The sequence below is a fragment of the Flavobacterium xanthum genome (assembly GCF_900142695.1).
Classification (GTDB): domain Bacteria; phylum Bacteroidota; class Bacteroidia; order Flavobacteriales; family Flavobacteriaceae; genus Flavobacterium; species Flavobacterium xanthum.
In genome coordinates this window covers 176,812-192,343 of sequence record NZ_FRBU01000001.1, presented here as the reverse complement: position 1 = coordinate 192,343, position 15,532 = coordinate 176,812, and the positions used below count along the sequence as shown (strand labels likewise).

The window sequence follows — 15,532 nt, the reverse complement described above, 5'->3', positions numbered from 1 at the left end:
TTTTAAAACAATCATAATCAATGGATTTGTAAAAATAGGCAAGCAAAAATAAAAATGCTACCGAAGCCACCAAAACCCTTTTTTGACCAATACTTTGCTGAAGCAAACAACACATAAGATGAAATTGAGTTGAAAGAATCCTCAAAATAATGTTTATATCATTTGAAAAGATTTTTCAAGAATATTTGAAAGTAACAAAAATATCAAAACCCCAATAGAAACCGTTATCACCACCAATACAAAAGTGCCAATATATAAAAATGTTTTGTTGGTTCTCTCTACAAATTGTTCAACATTTTGTCCTTCTTGCGCTATATTTTTCATCTTTGCATCTGTATTAAAATGACGAATATTAAAATCTTATTTTTAGCAAAATTACAAGTATAAAAAAGCTTCCACAATACCAACTTTTAGTGATTTTTACTATTTGGACCACCTAATTTAAAATAAATCCTATTTCATTTCGTTAACTAACTAGCTAAAAAAAAGATTGTACCTTTATCTCATAGATTTTGGTAAAACAATAAAAAAATTACCCCAATATCAAACCTTACATTTTTATGAAGAAATTAGTCCTACTCGTATTATTATTAAGTTCCTTGGCTGGATGGAGTCAAAGTCCAATCGCTTATGATCTATTTGACAAAGCAATAAAAAAAGCAGAAGGCGGTAACACCAAAGGCGCTATCGACGACTACAGCAAAGCTATTCGGATTGATCCTTTATTTGCCTCAGCTTATTTAAACAGAGCGCTTTTGAAACAAAAATTAGGTGATATTAAAGGTGCTTTAAATGACGTTAACACCACAATAAAAATAGAACCTAAAAGAAGTGATGCTTACACCACAAGAGCTGATTTGAACTATAAAGCGAAGGATTACAAGAGCACTATTGAAGATTGCACCATGTCTATTAGTTTAAACGAAAAGGATTATATCGCGTATAACCTGAGAGGACTTTCTAATTTTCATGCACAAAACAAAAAAAATGCTTGTGCCGATTTTACCAAAGCAATTCAGTTAGGCAGTCAAAGTGCTGTTAAAAACAAAAAAATGTTTTGTAAATAATTCATTTTAAAAATACTAGAATTTACCAAAAAAAAAAAGCGTCTTGAACTTAATCAAGACGCTTTACTTTTTGAACTAATAATTTATTTACTCATTAATTGTTGCAGCGGTTTCAGTTGCTCCAAATCAATATTAGATTGTTGCAACACCGTCATCATGGTCATCACACTAGTAGGGTTCATATCTTTACCTAAAATACGCACTACTGCAAAACCATTTTCTTTCTTATTGGCATAAAAAACAAATTCCTCAATATGTTCATCCGTTCCCACGAAACTTACTGAAGCACCTTCCTTTCCAGAACCAAATTTCATCAATTGCTGGTATTTTTTATCCTTCAAAATCAAGTCCACTTTGGCACGTTCCATTTCGAATTCCGCTTTGTTTTCATCATTTAATTTGAAAGCCAAAACATTCATTTTATCAAAAGATTTTAAAGCATCATTTTGAGCTGCAGATAATTTTGTTTTATCGACATTCAAAATATCAGGAGACACATCCAAAGCAATAAAATTTTTATTTTCGGTGTTTTCTACAAAATATTTTTGCAAAGTCGGCTCCGAATTACAACTGATCAGCATTAAACTCAACAGCAGCAAAATTCCATATCCTGTTTTCATCTTATCTTTTACCTTTAGTTGCTTTTTTCAAATCATCACCTCCAGGAATTCTCATCTTATCAGTAAGAATCGAAATTTCATTTAAATCAAAGTTACCAGTCAAAGACATTAAAACGGTATCCTCATTTTTAGCGCCTTCAATAAACATCAACAACTCTCTGATTTGAGAATCTGTTGACCCTGATTTTACCAATATTTTGATGTTTCTGCCATTTTCATTGACGCGCATTAACTCTTCTAATCCGGCTGATTTGATATACTTTTCAGCCACTACTTTCATTTCACCTTCTACACGAGTACTTTTTGTGGTGAATACTTTTAAATTATCCAGCTTTTTGATCAACGCTAAATATTGTTGGGTTTCTTTATCTGAAGCGTCAACTTTTACTTTACTCATTAAGTCAAACATTTTTTTGTTGACAATAATAGAAGTTACGTCATCTTGTCCGTCAAATTTATCAAAAGCCGCTTGCGCAAAAATTGGACTCGCAATAAAAACTAACATTACGGTGATTAAAAACTTTTTAGCAGTACTTAAACGGCTGTTCTTTAGCATCTTATTTGCTGGTGTGCAAAAACTTGGATTGGGATTGATTGATTTCATTTTTTTAAATTTATTTAGCATTATTTTAATTGATTGTAGCGTTTACGCCGTGATTATTGTTTTCTAAAAGCAATTAAATACCTCTAGATTTATTTTTAGTTTTGCGGAATACTTTATTTTTTGCTATTTGATATTCTTCAACATACTTTACACTTTCTATGCCAACATTTACATTTTTTGACAATAGTGAAAGCGCTTTTTGAGTTTCTTTAAAAGCTACTTCGGGATCATCATACGTTCCTAAATCTTTGCTGTTATTTACCGGTTCCGAATGATAGAAAACATACGTACCAATTCCCATCAAAACAACAACCGAAGCTGCGATGGACATCCATCCTAAATTCCGTTTTTTATTCCTATTTTCTTCCTTTTGAATTTCAAACAACGGCATTTCTTGTTCAAACTGTTGTTCTTTTGCCACAGCAAAATGATTAAATAATGCGGCATACTTTTCTAAATGTGGCGCAACCTGTTGAGTCGCAAAATAATCCTGTAATTCTTTCTCTTCCGCAATAGAAGTTTCACCTTCAAAGTATTTTTCAAGTACCCTTTCTACTTTATATAATTCCATAATTATGTGTTTTTGTCATGTATTCTCGTATCGTTTTTCGTGCTCTGGAAAGGGCTACTCTAATTGCACTCTCGGTCATATCAAGCATTTTGGCTATTTCTTCAAACTCATATTGTTCTATATCACGGAGCTGAATGATGATTCGCTGTTGTTCTGGCAATAGACTGATACTTCTTTCAACCCAATTCAAACTATCGCAATCTTCGAGTTTTTTATCTAATGTGGGTGCTGAATCTGTATAATTGGAATGAACAATTTTGAGATTTCCTGATCTTTTGGACTTTAACTGGTCTAAACAATAATTTTTTGTCATCGTCATCGCAAAAGCTTCAATGCTGCTATAGCCCGCCAATGCTGTATTTTTGCTCCATAATTTCACCAAAACTTCCTGCGTGGCGTCTTCGGCTTCCTCTGTACTGACTAGCAGGCGCTTTGCTAATCTAAAGACTTTGTCTTTGAATGGAGCCACCATTAACACAAACTCATTTTGGTTCATAACAACTTCGATATTAAACGGGTTATACAATTAAGACGATTCAAAATTATTTTTGCTACATTAAACTTAAAATAAAACTAAAGTTAGTATTTTTACGTTACTATAGTATTAAACCAAATTTATGAGAACCTACTTCAAACTTACGCTTTTATTGTTCATTACGGCTTTTACTTTTCAAAGTTGCCAAGACAACGATGACATTCCGCCTCCCCCTAGTTTAGAAATCCAAGATTTTATATGGAAAGGAATGAATCAATATTATTTATGGCAAGCCGACGTGCCTAATTTAGCAGATGATCGTTTTGCTGACCAAACCGCATTAAATACTTTCTTAAGTGGCTACCCGGTTCCAGAAGATTTATTTGGAGCATTAAAGGTGAGTTCGTCAATAGATAAATTCAGTTGGATCGTAGATGATTATTTAGAACTAGAAGGATCGCTTCAAGGCACTACTAAAAACAACGGTGTCGATTTTGGATTAAGTTACAAACCTGGAAGTTCAACTGAGATCTATGGTTTTGTACGTTATATTATTGCCAATTCTGATGCATCGACTAAAAACATAAAACGTGGGGATTTCTTTACAGCCGTAAATGGAACACCACTTACCCTAAGCAATTACCAATCGCTGTTGTTTGGTTCCAACGAAAATTACATACTAAATCTTGCTGATTATAACGGAACTACTATTGTTGGAAATGGTAAATCAGTGGACTTAGCAAAAACAGTTTTAACTGAAAATCCAATTTTAATTAATAAAGTAATTACCTCAGGTTCTCATAAAATTGGTTATTTAATGTACAATGGTTTTTATGCCAATTTTGATACACAATTAAACGAGGCCTTTGCATCTCTAAAATCTCAGGGAGCTACCGAACTAGTTTTAGACTTACGGTATAATGGAGGAGGTTCTGTTCAAACTGCCACTCGATTGGCCAGTATGATTACTGGACAGTTTACCGGAAAAGTATTTGCTAAGCAACAATGGAATAAGAAAATCAATGATTACTTCGAAGCCGAAAGCCCAGAAGCTTTGTACAATTACTTTACAGATAAAATAGGAGCTACAGCAATTAATAGTTTAAACTTAACCAAAGTTTACATTCTTACCAGTGCTAGTTCCGCATCAGCCAGCGAACTTGTAATCAACGGGCTTGAACCACACATCAATGTAATCCAAATTGGGGATGTTACTGTTGGAAAAAATGTTGGATCTGTTACGTTATATGATTCCCCAACATTTGGATCCGAAAATAGAAATCCAAAACACCGATATGCCATGCAACCTATTGTGTTAAAAATTGTGAATTCTGTTGGTTTTGGCGATTATTTCAATGGATTGCAACCTGATTTTTTAGTAAAAGAAACATTGAGTACTTTAGGCGTTCTTGGAGATCCTTCAGAACCATTATTAAGTACCGCGATTGCAAAAATCACAGGAGCATCCCGAATGATGAGACAAAGTCCGGGTAAAGAATTTGACTTTTTAACCGATTCAAAATCCATATTAGGAATACAAAACCAAATGTATCTTGAGAAAGCCCCAGAAGGACTTTTGAGAGCTCTGGAATAATAGAATAACTATTTTCCATATTACAGAACATAGAACTGCAAGATTAATTATTGGAATACAGTACCAGTTTGCCACATTGTTGAAGAGTACCATCTTTGAATCTGTGGCAATCTTTTTTAATGATGGCCCTTTTTTGAACCTAAATTTTTACTATTACACGTTAAAAAATAAAAAAATTGAGACAATAAATATCTTTTTTGTAAGTTTATATGGAATAACTTCCCAAACTGAAAACCCTATGAAAAAATCAATTCCGTTATTTTTAGCCTGTGCAGCTCTAGTTTCTTTCGCATTTGTAAAACCTGACACAAAAACAACCAAGCAAATCAATGTAGTTATTGATGCTGGACATGGTGGAACTGACTTTGGGGCCACTTCCAGTTCTGGTACTGAAAAACTGATTGTAGAACAAATCACTACTAAAATAAAATTCTTGAATAAAAATGAAAATGTAGTAATTCATCTTACGAGAAATGAAGATAAATATATTTCTCTATCTGATAGAACGGCGATTATTAACAACATCAAACCAGACTTAGTTTTGTCCTTGCATGTGAACCAAAGTGCTAACGTAGCTCAATCAGGAATGGAGTTTTATGTCGCCAATGAATCTGCGGCTAGCGAAAAATCCATTTTGATTGCAAATGCCCTTCGTACTAAATTCACTCAAAACAATACGATCAAATCATCTGAGGTGAAAAAAGCTCCCTTTTTTATTTTAAAAAAATCTGTTGCACCTGCTATTGTGATTGAACTGGGCTATCTTTCTAATTTATCTGATAGAGCCTATTTAATTGATGGCAAAGAACAAGATAAAATTGCAGCTACGATTATCTCGTTTATTTCAGAATTAAAATAATTTTCAATAGTATATTAAAAAAGGCGTTTTCAATGTTAGAAAACGCCTTTAGTATTTAATAACTACTAATTCTTAGTCATTGAAATAAAAACCGTTTGGTCCAACTCCAACAGCTAATTCTTTTTGAAGTGTTCCTGTCAATGAATAAACATACGCTTTGCCATTTGATGCAAAATCACCACCATCAGCAATATAAATTTTATCATTCTCCACGGCAAAACCATACATAACTCCATATTGAGAAGTTGAAGTGTATTTAAAAATAGGAGTTTCTGAAGGTTGAGTAGCCGTTACATCCATATTATATACTCCTGTACCTTTCGTAAAGTAAATTTTAGAGCCATAAATATCTAAATTTCCTGCACCTTTCAGGGCAACTGGGAATAAAACTTCAGTTACGGATTTATCAGATAATTTTACTTTTATAATTTTACTTGCGCCCCCATAAGGTGAAGCTAAAACATATAAAACACCATTTTTCACTTCCATAGTATTGGCACTTGAACCTACATTAATAGGTGTTTCTAACGTTTTTGTAATCGTATTTACAACTAAAACTTTTTCGCTATCGTAAGGCTCAGAAATATACAATTTATCTCCATCCATAACAATACGATTTGCTGTAGCATTCAAATTTATTTTTGACTCCACTTTATTGGTTGCTAAATCAATAACTGCTACAAAATCATCCGTATTTCCTGTTGCAGGATTAGCATAAGAATACGTATTTGCATTAGTCACATAAGCTTTACCATTTCTTGCCACTCCGTATCTTGGGGTGATTAAACCGGTTTCAATTTTGGCAATCAACTTGAATGTATACCGATTCACGACATTAATTACGTTAGATCCCCCCGCAATAATATACGCTTTATCTCCGTCAAAAAAGATGTTTTGCATGTATTTTCCAAAAACATCGCCTGGATTTTCTGCTCCATATACATCCTGTTTGAAGGTAACCATATCATCACCTAAAAAAGAAACAGATCCTCCTGAAGAATTTCCTTCATTCAAAACAAACACTCCATTATCATAACTCCCCTTGGAAGCATTTTCGTTGTCATCATTAGTACATGACGACAAAAAAGCAATTGATAACGCTACAAATAAAACTCTAGTTAACTTCATTATATTAAAATTTAAAAATTAGATACAGGTTGTAATTTCGTCCAGGCATAATTCTATTTTCCAGACTTTCATATTTTTCATTCCAAAGATTAAGCACTTGAACGCCAATTTTAGAATGAGCAAAAAAGGGAACATCATAATCAATACCTAAATGACCAACTAAGTAAGAAGGAACAACAGCGGTAGGATCATTATCTAACTGCGTGTAGACAAAACCATTAAAAAGCATTTGGTAATTAGCACTCCATTTTTTATAGGAAAGAGCCACGGCACTGGTTATTTTGTGTAAAGGCACAAAAAACAATTGCTTTCCGGTTGCCTCGTTTTTTGAAATCGTGTACGCATACGTACCGTTAACTTCGACAATACTTTTTCCCATTTCCTTTTTCCAAGAAAGCAAGGTTTCCGATCCGTACGCCGCTACTCTATCCGTATTTTGAGGAGACCAAATACCACTATTTCCAGGCACCCAACGCAATAAATCTTTAATTTTGTTGAAATAAGCAGTTTGGGTTAGTGTGACATTTTTATACTTGAAAACATTAGCTATTTCTGCCTGATAAGAACTTTCTGGTTTTAAATCTGGATTTCCGCCTTCTTCCCAATACAAATCATTGTAGGTGGGAATTCTAAAGTTGTGAGAGGCATTGATTTTCAATTCATATCCTTTTGTAAGTTGTAGCGCACTTCCTAACGAAAAAAGTAATGGCGATTTGTAGTTAGTAGTAAACTCTTTGCGAATCCCTAATTCATTTTGCCATTTTGACGATACCTCTTGCTTAATTAAAAGTGCTAAGCCAGTAATTTCCCGCTCATGATAGCCAAAACCACTGCCTTCACCCGTTGTCTTGTTATATTCCAAAATTGTATTAAACAAAAGAGCTTTGTTGGCTTGAAAACTCACATCTGCTTTGGACATCAGCATTTTTGTGCCGCCGTAACTAAATTGATTCACTGCATTATCTGGGAAATATTGGTAATTTTCAGTAATAAATGCCGTTTTAAAATTGGCTACCCACACTCCAAGTACATTATTGTACTCTAAAAGGGTACGGCTAAAATCATTCTTGTACTTTGTTCTGGACTCTGATGGAGAGAGCAGAGAAATATTTCTATCGGTGTTAGATGATTGGCTGTACAACTTCAATAATTGGCGGTCATCGATTTTAAATCCCACGTTGGCATTAAGTGTTACGACTTGATATTCTCCATTTTCGTTAAACCGTTGCTTGCCTTTCCAATCAAAAGCACCCGGATAATCATAATCATTATCTGAATAGTTTCGTGAAAAGCCAATTTGAGCTGACCATTTTTTATCAGAAAAATGACTTTTATAACTAATACCCTGGGTATTAAAACTACCATAATCCAGTCGCAATTCATTTGAAAAAGAAGTATCAAATTTCAAATCATTGTTCAAGTGCACGGTTCCTCCTATGGCGCCACTACCGTAAATAACACTTCCACCACCGCCTTTTACCGAAATATTGCTGTAATCCATTCCAGAAAGCGTATTAAAATCGGTACTTCCATTCATTTGAGAATTAATGTTAATGCCATTCCAAATCACGGCTGTTTGCGACGCAGTCGTTCCCCGAAAAGCAACCGTAGACAGCATTCCCCTTCCATATTCTTTGAAATAAATAACTGTATTGTAGTTAAGAACATTGGTCAGCAAAGCACTATTTTTTGACAAAATAGAGTCGCTCAAAAGATCAATTGTTTGTGAACTGGAAAATTTGCGCAACTTAGCATCAGGTACGATTACTTCGTTCAAACGAGTAATAGTATCCTTTTTTTGAGCCAACAGGAATTGGCTTGCGAATAGGCAAAAACAAAAAAAATGTTTAAAATAAGTCATAATGTCCTGAACCTTTTTTCCCGAAAGTTCGATATTCGTTAATAAAAAAAGGCAGGTCTCCTGGCTTGCGTCTTGTTGTTTACCTTCTCATTCGCCGCGACGAACAATGGTTTTGTAGATAACAACAAGCTTGATAGCTTACAGTTGCGGGTACAGCTCAGGATTTTTGATTTAAGATTTAGGATTGTTGATTTAGGATTTAAACCCTGAAATCTGAAAGCTAAAACTTGAAATCTATCACCTGATTCCCTTTTAATGCGATTTAAAAAAAATTAAACCACAACCTCAATACGGCGGCAAAGATAGAATTATATTAAGTTAATAAACTAAACAATTGCGAATTTTATAATTCAATTTTAATTACAGCTCCAAAATCTACTTTATTCTGGAAAGCATCCTTTAAAGGTAAATCCGAGATTTTACATAAAAAGCTGCGAATTACTCCAGCATGTGCGACAATGATTATCGGTTTGGAGTGAATGGTTTGAAGTTCATTTTGCATAAAATCACTTACGCGCAAGTGTAAGTCTGTAAATGATTCGCCATTTGGAACGCGAACATTTACAAAATCAGACATCCAAGGATTTAGGTCCTCAGGTTCAATTACATCCCAATTTTTCATTTCCCAATCTCCAAAATTCATTTCCAGCAGACGGGAATCTTGATGCATAGTATCAATTTCTAAATTATCTTTGATATACCTAGCCAAAGCAACGCAACGGCGTAAAGGACTCGAATACAACTTGGCATCTTTTGGCAATTGATTCAAAACAGACTGGAAAACAGTGTCATAAGGCTCTAATATTTCCACATCCGATTGCCCATAACAAATTCCTTTTTCACAAACTGTTTCTGTGTGACGAACTAAATAAACTTCCATATTGCAATACTTGAGATATAAAAAACGACTTCACAAACTTGTTGGGTAGCACCTAAACAATCGCCGGTATAGCCGTCAATCCATTTCTGGAAGTAGCGTGCTAAAAAAAATCGAGCTGTACAAACTGGCAATATGACTAAGAGCAATTGCCATTCAAAACAAGACAAAACAAGTAGCGGAAGTAATCCAAAAAAGAAGGCGCCCACCACTTCTCGCCAAGAGTAACTTTGCGCAATGGGTTTGCTTTTACTGGAAGCATCCTCCCGAGAATATTCATGCGTGAAAACTATCGAAATTGCAGCTAACCTACTAAGGGAATGGCCAGTAACAAATAGCAAAAAAAGGAATAAATAGGAATTAGTAGCTATGTCAATTAGCTGTGTTAGCCCCTGAAATTTGAGTAACAATAACAATATTAAACCAATTGCGCCATACGCACCGATAGCACTATCTTTCATGATGATTAGGATTTTTTCTTTGGTCCAACCGCCACCAAAACCATCACAAACATCCGCAAAACCATCTTCGTGAAAAGCACCTGTTAGTAAAACTGAAGCAATCATTGAAAGGATTATTGCAATCTCAGGGGCTACTAGAAAATTAAAAAGATAGAAAACTACAAAAGCAATTCCGCCTACAATCCATCCGATTAAGGGGAAATAACGAGAGGCTTTATTCAGATAATCCGGATTATGATCAATGGTTGCAGAACAGGGAATCCTAGTGTAAAACATCAAAGCAGTAAAAAAAATATGAAGTTCTTTTTTCATTTTTATAATTTTTTGGCCAAAGCCAATTGAATCGTATTCGTTGCGCTAAAATTAGATTTCCTTGGTATTTACTCCGGCACTTTCAAAACTTGCCATATCGTTCAAGAATGCCACAGCAGACTGAATTATCGGAAAAGCAATTGCGCATCCCGTACCTTCGCCCAAGCGTAAATCGAGTTGTAATACCGAACGAACGTCAAGATAATCAAGTATTTTTTGATGTCCTTGCTCCGCAGAAGAATGACAAAAAATAGCATTTTTAAGAATGAAAGGGTTCTTTTTGAAGGCAATTAAAAAAGCTACACTACCTATAAAACCGTCCACAAGAATAAGCATACTTTGCTCTTTCGCTTGAAGCATTCCGCCTACCATTTGCATGATTTCAAACCCTCCGAAGTAGGCCAACTTACTATCTAAATCAGCTGCACCTCCATAATTATCAAGACATCTATTGAGAATATTGGTTTTTTGAATGAGTTTTTCGTCATCAATACCAGTGCCTCTACCTACGCAATCTTCAATAGGCAATGCTAAAATAATACTCATTAATACCGAAGCAGTTGCGGTATTCCCAATTCCCATTTCACCAAAACCAATACAATTACTGCCTGTTTCTGCGATGCTAGCAACAATTTTGCTTCCTTTGCTATAACACAATTGCAATTCGGTTCTGCTCATCGCAGCGCTGTATAAAAAAGATTGCGTTCCTTTCCCTATTTTGGCCGAAATCAAATTCGTATTCGTAGGAAAATCGTAATTCACGCCTGCATCTATAATTAAAAGTTGGATGGAATGTTGCTTGCAAAACACGTTTATTGCTGCACCACCATCGAGAAAGTTAGTAACCATCTGCCTAGTAACATCCTGTGGATAGGCACTTACGCCATGATTTGCAATTCCGTGATCTGCAGCAAAGACAACAATATGTGGTTGCACTATTTTTGGTTCCAACTTTTGAAACACTATACCAATTTGTTTAGCAAGTAGTTCTAAGACTCCTAAGGAACCTGTTGGCTTGGTTTTTTGATCGATTTTGTGTTGTAATGCTTTTGCAAAAAGAGCACTCTCAACTTCATTTTTAACCTTAAAAGTGGTAGTTTTAACCCTACTTTGATGAAAAACGGTAATTTCCTCTACCACTGGATTTTCTTGTTTTTGTTTCCAATTCAGTTGCTGCAACATGGGCTGCTTATCATAATCGGTTGCTGGTTTGCCTACGCAGAAATAACCCAATGGCTCTATGTTTTCAGGCAATCCTAACAATTGCTTAAACTGATAATAATTTAAAATAGAAACCCATCCCATTGAATATCCTTGCTCTGTTAAGGAAAGCCAAATGTTTTGTGCCGCACAAACGGAACTGAACTTGATCGCTTCAGAACTCCCAACGGTACCAATAGTAAAATTATCCATAACAGAACGATCGTAACAAATGACTAATCCCAGAGGCGCTTCCTCAATTGCTTCTAGTTTCAGCGCCTTGTAGTCTCGTTTTTGCTGCTGATTATCTGTCAAGGCAATTGCTTTTTCATCATAGTCCAAGAATAAATTCTTGATGGCTTTTTTCAGCACCGCTGATTTGATAGTATAATATTTAGTAGCATCAGTCAGCCCAACAGAAGGCGCCCAATGTCCCGCTTGAAGTGCTTTTTCAAGAACTTCATCAGGTACGACATCCTGGGTAAAATGACGTGTATCCCGACGGGATTTTAAAATATCATCTAAATTAGTCATGCGTTAGCTTTTGATTTTCACTGGAATTCCGGAAACCATTAATACGACGGTATCGGCTTTCTGAGCAATGTATTGATTCATCCAACCTTGAAGCGCTGTAAATTTTCTTCCAACTGCAGTATCAGCATGAAGTCCCATTCCAATTTCATTGGTAACAATGATTATTATCGCATTCTCTTGATTGGCAATTGCATCAATTTCGGCTTTCGCTTGTTCCAAGCATAAAGGAACGTCGTTTTTAGTATCAACAAAAAAATTAGTCAACCAGAGTGTAACACAATCCACAACGGCCACTTTAGCCATGAAATCAATTTCGCTTAAATGCTTTTCTTTTTCTATGTTAATCCAGCTTTCGTCTCGATCGCTTTGATGGCGGTCAATTCTCTTTTGGAATTCAGCATCCCATTTTCTGGCAGTCGCCACATACATGGGTTTATCTGATAATTCTTTTGCTAAATTCTCGGCATAACTACTTTTGCCTGAGCGTTCTCCTCCAGTAATTAAATGTATCATTGTAATTGTTGCGTTTTATAAGGACAATGTCGGCATCCATTCGTGCAGCAATATCCTCTTTTTAAATGAAACCAAGCCTTGAAAACATAATTTCCATTCTCGATATAATAGTCAATTCCTTCTATGAGTTGCTTGGTTTTAGGTAAATCTTTAGCTATACTATTTAGCGCTGTTTCAGCAGTAACCGTTGCAACATATTCCTTAATTTTAGTTGAGCAAACCGTTGTAAAGCAAGAGGAGCAAAGACAGTCTATCACTTTAGAGGTTTTAAAAATAGGCGGGAAATTGTTGCACCAGCATTTATTTCCGTCCGCAGTATCTCCGCAATTAAAAGGAGTTCCGCAAGCAGAACATTTTTTTTCTTGAATAGTAGTACGATGGGAATTAGACATTATTTTACTTTCTCATTAGTATGAAAAGAAAGGTATTTATGTTCTAATTTCATTGGGATTTCAAATAAATCGGGATGAAACAATGCGGCAAGTAACTCAATTCCGTCTACAACAGTTGTACTGGGTTCCGTAAATAAATCGGCATCAGCCAGAAAAACTGCATTATTCTGAACTGCCTTTAGGGTATCCCAACCTTCTAATTTTGTCAATGCCTCTAATTCCTGACTAGATCGACTTATATCGAAGCCACAAGGTGCAACCACCAATACTTCAGGATTATATAACAATATTCGTTCCCATGCGGTAACAATAGAATATCCAGAAGGATTCCCAAGCATGTCTACACCGCCAGCTTGAGCGATTTGGTATGGGATCCAATGTCCACAATTGTATATGGGATCGAGCCATTCCAAAACCATCACTCGTTTAAGCGGAGCGTTATTTTTACGAAGCGTATCCAGAATAAAATCAGTTCTTTTTTTGAGTTTTGCTAATAATTCGTAGGCGCGTTCTTCTTTATTAAAAGCTTTGGCAATAGTAATTGCATTTTGATAAATATCGTCTAAATTTCTTGGAACAAGCGGAATCAATTCTGGCTCTTTGGATAATTGATAAACGGAACGAGCCACATGACTCGTGTCTATCTGACAAACGTCACATACATCTTGAGTAAAAATAATATCGGGAGATAGAGATTCTAGCAAAGAGTCGTCTATGTAGTATAAACTTTTTCCTTGCGATTTAGATTGAGATACAATCTGGTCGATTTCACTACTTGAGTGATGGGTTCCTTCAAGGTAGGAACGTACCACTTTCGGTTTGTCAGCATGGCATTCAAAAGTAACGCCAACCAATTGATTTTCTAATCCCATTTCGTAAATCATAGAAGTGGCTGCGGGTAAGAAAGAGCAAATTTTAATCATCGTAAAAGTATTTAAATCCTTGTGTTAATGTAAAATAGTTTTTCAATAAAAAAGAGGAGAATGTGATAAACAAGCGACATACAAAATCAGCGAAAACTACATTATTTTCGTTAGATTCTATCCGTTTTTATTTCAAGCAAAACAGGCAAGAATCTAAATACAAATATAGCCGTATGAATGTAACTATTGGTATAAATCTTGTTTTATGTTTTGGGTCGGATCCAAACCTACCGGATAATTTATAAGATTTGTCACTGATTATAAAAAATTTATAATTTATATTTGCCTTTAAATTCGCAAAAAATTATGAATCTGAAGTGTATTAAATTTTCTTTTCTTGTTTTGCTTTTACTGCTAATCGGATGTAAAAAAAGCGAACAATCAACCAATAAGATTTCTGATGTTTCTGGAAATACTATACTTTACGCTAAAAGTTTGGCTGTCTTTAAATATGAAGGCTATTCCATTGTAAAGGTTTCAAATCCTTGGCCTGAAGCCAATAAAAACTTCACTTATGTGTTGAAAGAAAAAAACGGTAGCGTTCCTGATAGTCTAAAAAAATATACTACAATTCAAGTTCCTTTGCAGTCGATTGTGGTTACCTCAACCACAAATATTCCTTTTTTGGAAATGTTACGGGTTGAAAAATTATTAGTGGGATTTCCTCATACGGACTACGTTTCATCTATAAAAACCCGCAAACTAATTGATGCTGGTGCTGTAAAAAACATAGGACAAAACGAAAAATTAAACACGGAACAACTCATTGACTTGGCGCCTGATTTGATAGTATCCTATGGAGTTGACAACAACAATCCAATGATAGATAATTTAGAAAAAAGTGGTCTTAAAGTGCTTATTCAAGCGGATTGGATGGAACAAACGCCGCTAGGAAAAGCCGAATGGATAAAGCTTTACGGTGCTTTATTTGGAAAAGAAAAAGAAGCTAAAATACTTTTTGAAACAATCGTTAAAAATTACAATGACGCTTTAGCATTAGTTGCAAGCCAAAAACCAACAGCCACCGTTTTATACGGATCTATGTATCAAGATCAATGGTATGTGGCAAAAGGAAACAGCTGGGTAGCCCAATTTATGAAAGATGCCAAATCTAATTATTTATGGGCAGATGTTGAAGGAACCGGAAGTCTTGGTTTATCTTTTGAAAAAATACTAGATAAGGCAAAAACGGCAAATTATTGGATCGCAACAGGTTCTTTTAAGAATAATGCTGAATTTAAAAATAGTAATCCACATTATAGTCAGTTTGATGCTTTAAAAAACAACAATGTATATACTTTTGAAAGTAAGTTGGGCAGTACAGGAGGAACCATCTATTATGAATTAGCTCCAAGCCGACCGGACTTAGTCTTAAAAGATTATATTAAAATTTTCCATCCTGAAGTGCTTCCAAACTATACTTTTACTTTTGCACAAAAACTGAACTAAATCCGCTCCGCTCCCAAAGCGTCGGGACGCTCCAAAAAAGAAGGAGCCAAAACTGGATTTTGCGATATTTAAAAATTGAATATAATATTACA

At 35.0% G+C, this 15,532-nt stretch carries 17 protein-coding genes and 1 riboswitch; of the genes, 4 read left to right on the top strand and 13 right to left on the bottom strand.

Annotated features, from left to right (window positions below; all coding sequences use genetic code 11):
- Nucleotides 1–153: 153 nt before the first annotated feature.
- Nucleotides 154–324, bottom strand: a complete 171-nt coding sequence (locus BUC11_RS16860; protein WP_175547716.1) for a hypothetical protein — start codon at nucleotides 322–324, stop codon at nucleotides 154–156.
- 236 nt (nucleotides 325–560) lie between these two features.
- Between BUC11_RS16860 and BUC11_RS00845 the strand changes: the two genes are divergently transcribed.
- Nucleotides 561–1,067, top strand: a complete 507-nt coding sequence (locus tag BUC11_RS00845; RefSeq protein WP_073350919.1) for a tetratricopeptide repeat protein — start codon at nucleotides 561–563, stop codon at nucleotides 1,065–1,067.
- Nucleotides 1,068–1,150: 83 nt separating this feature from the next.
- Here the strand turns inward: BUC11_RS00845 and BUC11_RS00840 are convergent, their stop codons facing one another.
- The 4 genes from BUC11_RS00840 to BUC11_RS00825 form a co-directional block, all read right to left on the bottom strand.
- Entirely contained in the window at nucleotides 1,151–1,687 is a 537-nt protein-coding gene (locus tag BUC11_RS00840; RefSeq protein ID WP_073350917.1) for a DUF4252 domain-containing protein, read from the bottom strand.
- A 1-nt stretch (nucleotide 1,688) separates the two neighbouring features.
- Nucleotides 1,689–2,243: a DUF4252 domain-containing protein gene (locus BUC11_RS00835; RefSeq protein ID WP_073350915.1), complete on the bottom strand. Its 555-nt coding sequence runs from the start codon at nucleotides 2,241–2,243 to the stop codon at nucleotides 1,689–1,691.
- A 121-nt stretch (nucleotides 2,244–2,364) separates the two neighbouring features.
- Entirely contained in the window at nucleotides 2,365–2,862 is a 498-nt protein-coding gene (locus BUC11_RS00830) for a hypothetical protein (RefSeq protein ID WP_073350912.1), read from the bottom strand.
- Nucleotides 2,849–3,358, bottom strand: a complete 510-nt coding sequence (locus BUC11_RS00825; RefSeq protein WP_073350911.1) for an RNA polymerase sigma factor — start codon at nucleotides 3,356–3,358, stop codon at nucleotides 2,849–2,851. The genes BUC11_RS00830 and BUC11_RS00825 overlap by 14 nt, the downstream gene beginning before the upstream one ends.
- Before the next feature lie 121 nt (nucleotides 3,359–3,479).
- On the opposite strand from BUC11_RS00825, the gene BUC11_RS00820 reads away from it, so the two are divergent.
- Nucleotides 3,480–4,931 (top strand): S41 family peptidase, encoded by a 1,452-nt coding sequence (locus tag BUC11_RS00820; protein ID WP_073350909.1) that lies wholly within the window; start codon nucleotides 3,480–3,482, stop codon nucleotides 4,929–4,931.
- Between the two features lie 238 nt (nucleotides 4,932–5,169).
- Nucleotides 5,170–5,790 carry an N-acetylmuramoyl-L-alanine amidase family protein gene (locus BUC11_RS00815; protein ID WP_139259405.1) on the top strand — a complete coding sequence of 207 codons (621 nt, stop codon included), beginning with the start codon at nucleotides 5,170–5,172 and terminating at the stop codon, nucleotides 5,788–5,790.
- A 72-nt stretch (nucleotides 5,791–5,862) separates the two neighbouring features.
- On the opposite strand, the gene BUC11_RS00810 is transcribed toward BUC11_RS00815, so the two are convergent.
- The 8 genes from BUC11_RS00810 to BUC11_RS00775 all read right to left on the bottom strand — a co-directional run bounded on the left by BUC11_RS00810 (nucleotide 5,863) and on the right by BUC11_RS00775 (nucleotide 13,991).
- A complete protein-coding gene (locus BUC11_RS00810; RefSeq protein WP_073350905.1) occupies nucleotides 5,863–6,918 on the bottom strand; it encodes a YncE family protein in 1,056 nt (351 codons plus the stop codon).
- A gap of 4 nt (nucleotides 6,919–6,922) precedes the next feature.
- Nucleotides 6,923–8,725 carry a TonB-dependent receptor plug domain-containing protein gene (locus tag BUC11_RS00805; protein WP_245793689.1) on the bottom strand — a complete coding sequence of 601 codons (1,803 nt, stop codon included), beginning with the start codon at nucleotides 8,723–8,725 and terminating at the stop codon, nucleotides 6,923–6,925.
- A gap of 87 nt (nucleotides 8,726–8,812) precedes the next feature.
- Nucleotides 8,813–9,082, bottom strand: a riboswitch (cobalamin riboswitch).
- 40 nt (nucleotides 9,083–9,122) lie between these two features.
- The gene (gene cobC, locus BUC11_RS00800) at nucleotides 9,123–9,659 is read right to left on the bottom strand and encodes an alpha-ribazole phosphatase (RefSeq protein WP_073350903.1); all 537 of its coding nucleotides are present in this window, start codon (nucleotides 9,657–9,659) and stop codon (nucleotides 9,123–9,125) included.
- A complete protein-coding gene (locus BUC11_RS00795; protein WP_073350899.1) occupies nucleotides 9,644–10,429 on the bottom strand; it encodes an adenosylcobinamide-GDP ribazoletransferase in 786 nt (261 codons plus the stop codon). Before BUC11_RS00795 ends, cobC begins: the two co-directional genes overlap by 16 nt.
- 51 nt (nucleotides 10,430–10,480) lie before the next feature.
- Nucleotides 10,481–12,163, bottom strand: a complete 1,683-nt coding sequence (gene cobT / locus BUC11_RS00790; protein WP_073350897.1) for a nicotinate-nucleotide--dimethylbenzimidazole phosphoribosyltransferase — start codon at nucleotides 12,161–12,163, stop codon at nucleotides 10,481–10,483.
- Between the two features lie 3 nt (nucleotides 12,164–12,166).
- Nucleotides 12,167–12,676, bottom strand: a complete 510-nt coding sequence (gene cobU, locus BUC11_RS00785; protein ID WP_073350895.1) for a bifunctional adenosylcobinamide kinase/adenosylcobinamide-phosphate guanylyltransferase — start codon at nucleotides 12,674–12,676, stop codon at nucleotides 12,167–12,169.
- Nucleotides 12,673–13,068, bottom strand: a complete 396-nt coding sequence (locus BUC11_RS00780) for a C1orf53 family protein (RefSeq protein WP_073350893.1) — start codon at nucleotides 13,066–13,068, stop codon at nucleotides 12,673–12,675. Before BUC11_RS00780 ends, cobU begins: the two co-directional genes overlap by 4 nt.
- A complete protein-coding gene (locus tag BUC11_RS00775) occupies nucleotides 13,068–13,991 on the bottom strand; it encodes an ABC transporter substrate-binding protein (protein WP_073350891.1) in 924 nt (307 codons plus the stop codon). The genes BUC11_RS00780 and BUC11_RS00775 overlap by 1 nt, the downstream gene beginning before the upstream one ends.
- 306 nt (nucleotides 13,992–14,297) lie before the next feature.
- On the opposite strand from BUC11_RS00775, the gene BUC11_RS00770 reads away from it, so the two are divergent.
- Nucleotides 14,298–15,440: an ABC transporter substrate-binding protein gene (locus tag BUC11_RS00770; RefSeq protein ID WP_073350887.1), complete on the top strand. Its 1,143-nt coding sequence runs from the start codon at nucleotides 14,298–14,300 to the stop codon at nucleotides 15,438–15,440.
- The last annotated feature ends 92 nt before the right edge of the window (nucleotides 15,441–15,532 follow it).

Excerpts from the sequence above, each read along its gene's own strand:
- cobT (WP_073350897.1), bottom strand. The coding sequence starts at position 12,163 with ATGACTAATTTAGATGATATTTTAAAATCCCGTCGGGATACACGTCAT.
- BUC11_RS00830 (WP_073350912.1), bottom strand. The coding sequence starts at position 2,862 with ATGGAATTATATAAAGTAGAAAGGGTACTTGAAAAATACTTTGAAGGT.
- BUC11_RS00820 (WP_073350909.1), top strand. The coding sequence starts at position 3,480 with ATGAGAACCTACTTCAAACTTACGCTTTTATTGTTCATTACGGCTTTT.
- BUC11_RS00845 (WP_073350919.1), top strand. The coding sequence starts at position 561 with ATGAAGAAATTAGTCCTACTCGTATTATTATTAAGTTCCTTGGCTGGA.
- cobC (WP_073350903.1), bottom strand. The coding sequence starts at position 9,659 with ATGGAAGTTTATTTAGTTCGTCACACAGAAACAGTTTGTGAAAAAGGA.
- BUC11_RS00795 (WP_073350899.1), bottom strand. The coding sequence starts at position 10,429 with ATGAAAAAAGAACTTCATATTTTTTTTACTGCTTTGATGTTTTACACT.
- BUC11_RS00815 (WP_139259405.1), top strand. The coding sequence starts at position 5,170 with ATGAAAAAATCAATTCCGTTATTTTTAGCCTGTGCAGCTCTAGTTTCT.
- cobU (WP_073350895.1), bottom strand. The coding sequence starts at position 12,676 with ATGATACATTTAATTACTGGAGGAGAACGCTCAGGCAAAAGTAGTTAT.
- BUC11_RS00775 (WP_073350891.1), bottom strand. The coding sequence starts at position 13,991 with ATGATTAAAATTTGCTCTTTCTTACCCGCAGCCACTTCTATGATTTAC.
- BUC11_RS16860 (WP_175547716.1), bottom strand. The coding sequence starts at position 324 with ATGAAAAATATAGCGCAAGAAGGACAAAATGTTGAACAATTTGTAGAG.
- BUC11_RS00840 (WP_073350917.1), bottom strand. The coding sequence starts at position 1,687 with ATGAAAACAGGATATGGAATTTTGCTGCTGTTGAGTTTAATGCTGATC.
- BUC11_RS00825 (WP_073350911.1), bottom strand. The coding sequence starts at position 3,358 with ATGAACCAAAATGAGTTTGTGTTAATGGTGGCTCCATTCAAAGACAAA.
- BUC11_RS00835 (WP_073350915.1), bottom strand. The coding sequence starts at position 2,243 with ATGCTAAAGAACAGCCGTTTAAGTACTGCTAAAAAGTTTTTAATCACC.
- BUC11_RS00810 (WP_073350905.1), bottom strand. The coding sequence starts at position 6,918 with ATGAAGTTAACTAGAGTTTTATTTGTAGCGTTATCAATTGCTTTTTTG.
- BUC11_RS00770 (WP_073350887.1), top strand. The coding sequence starts at position 14,298 with ATGAATCTGAAGTGTATTAAATTTTCTTTTCTTGTTTTGCTTTTACTG.
- BUC11_RS00780 (WP_073350893.1), bottom strand. The coding sequence starts at position 13,068 with ATGTCTAATTCCCATCGTACTACTATTCAAGAAAAAAAATGTTCTGCT.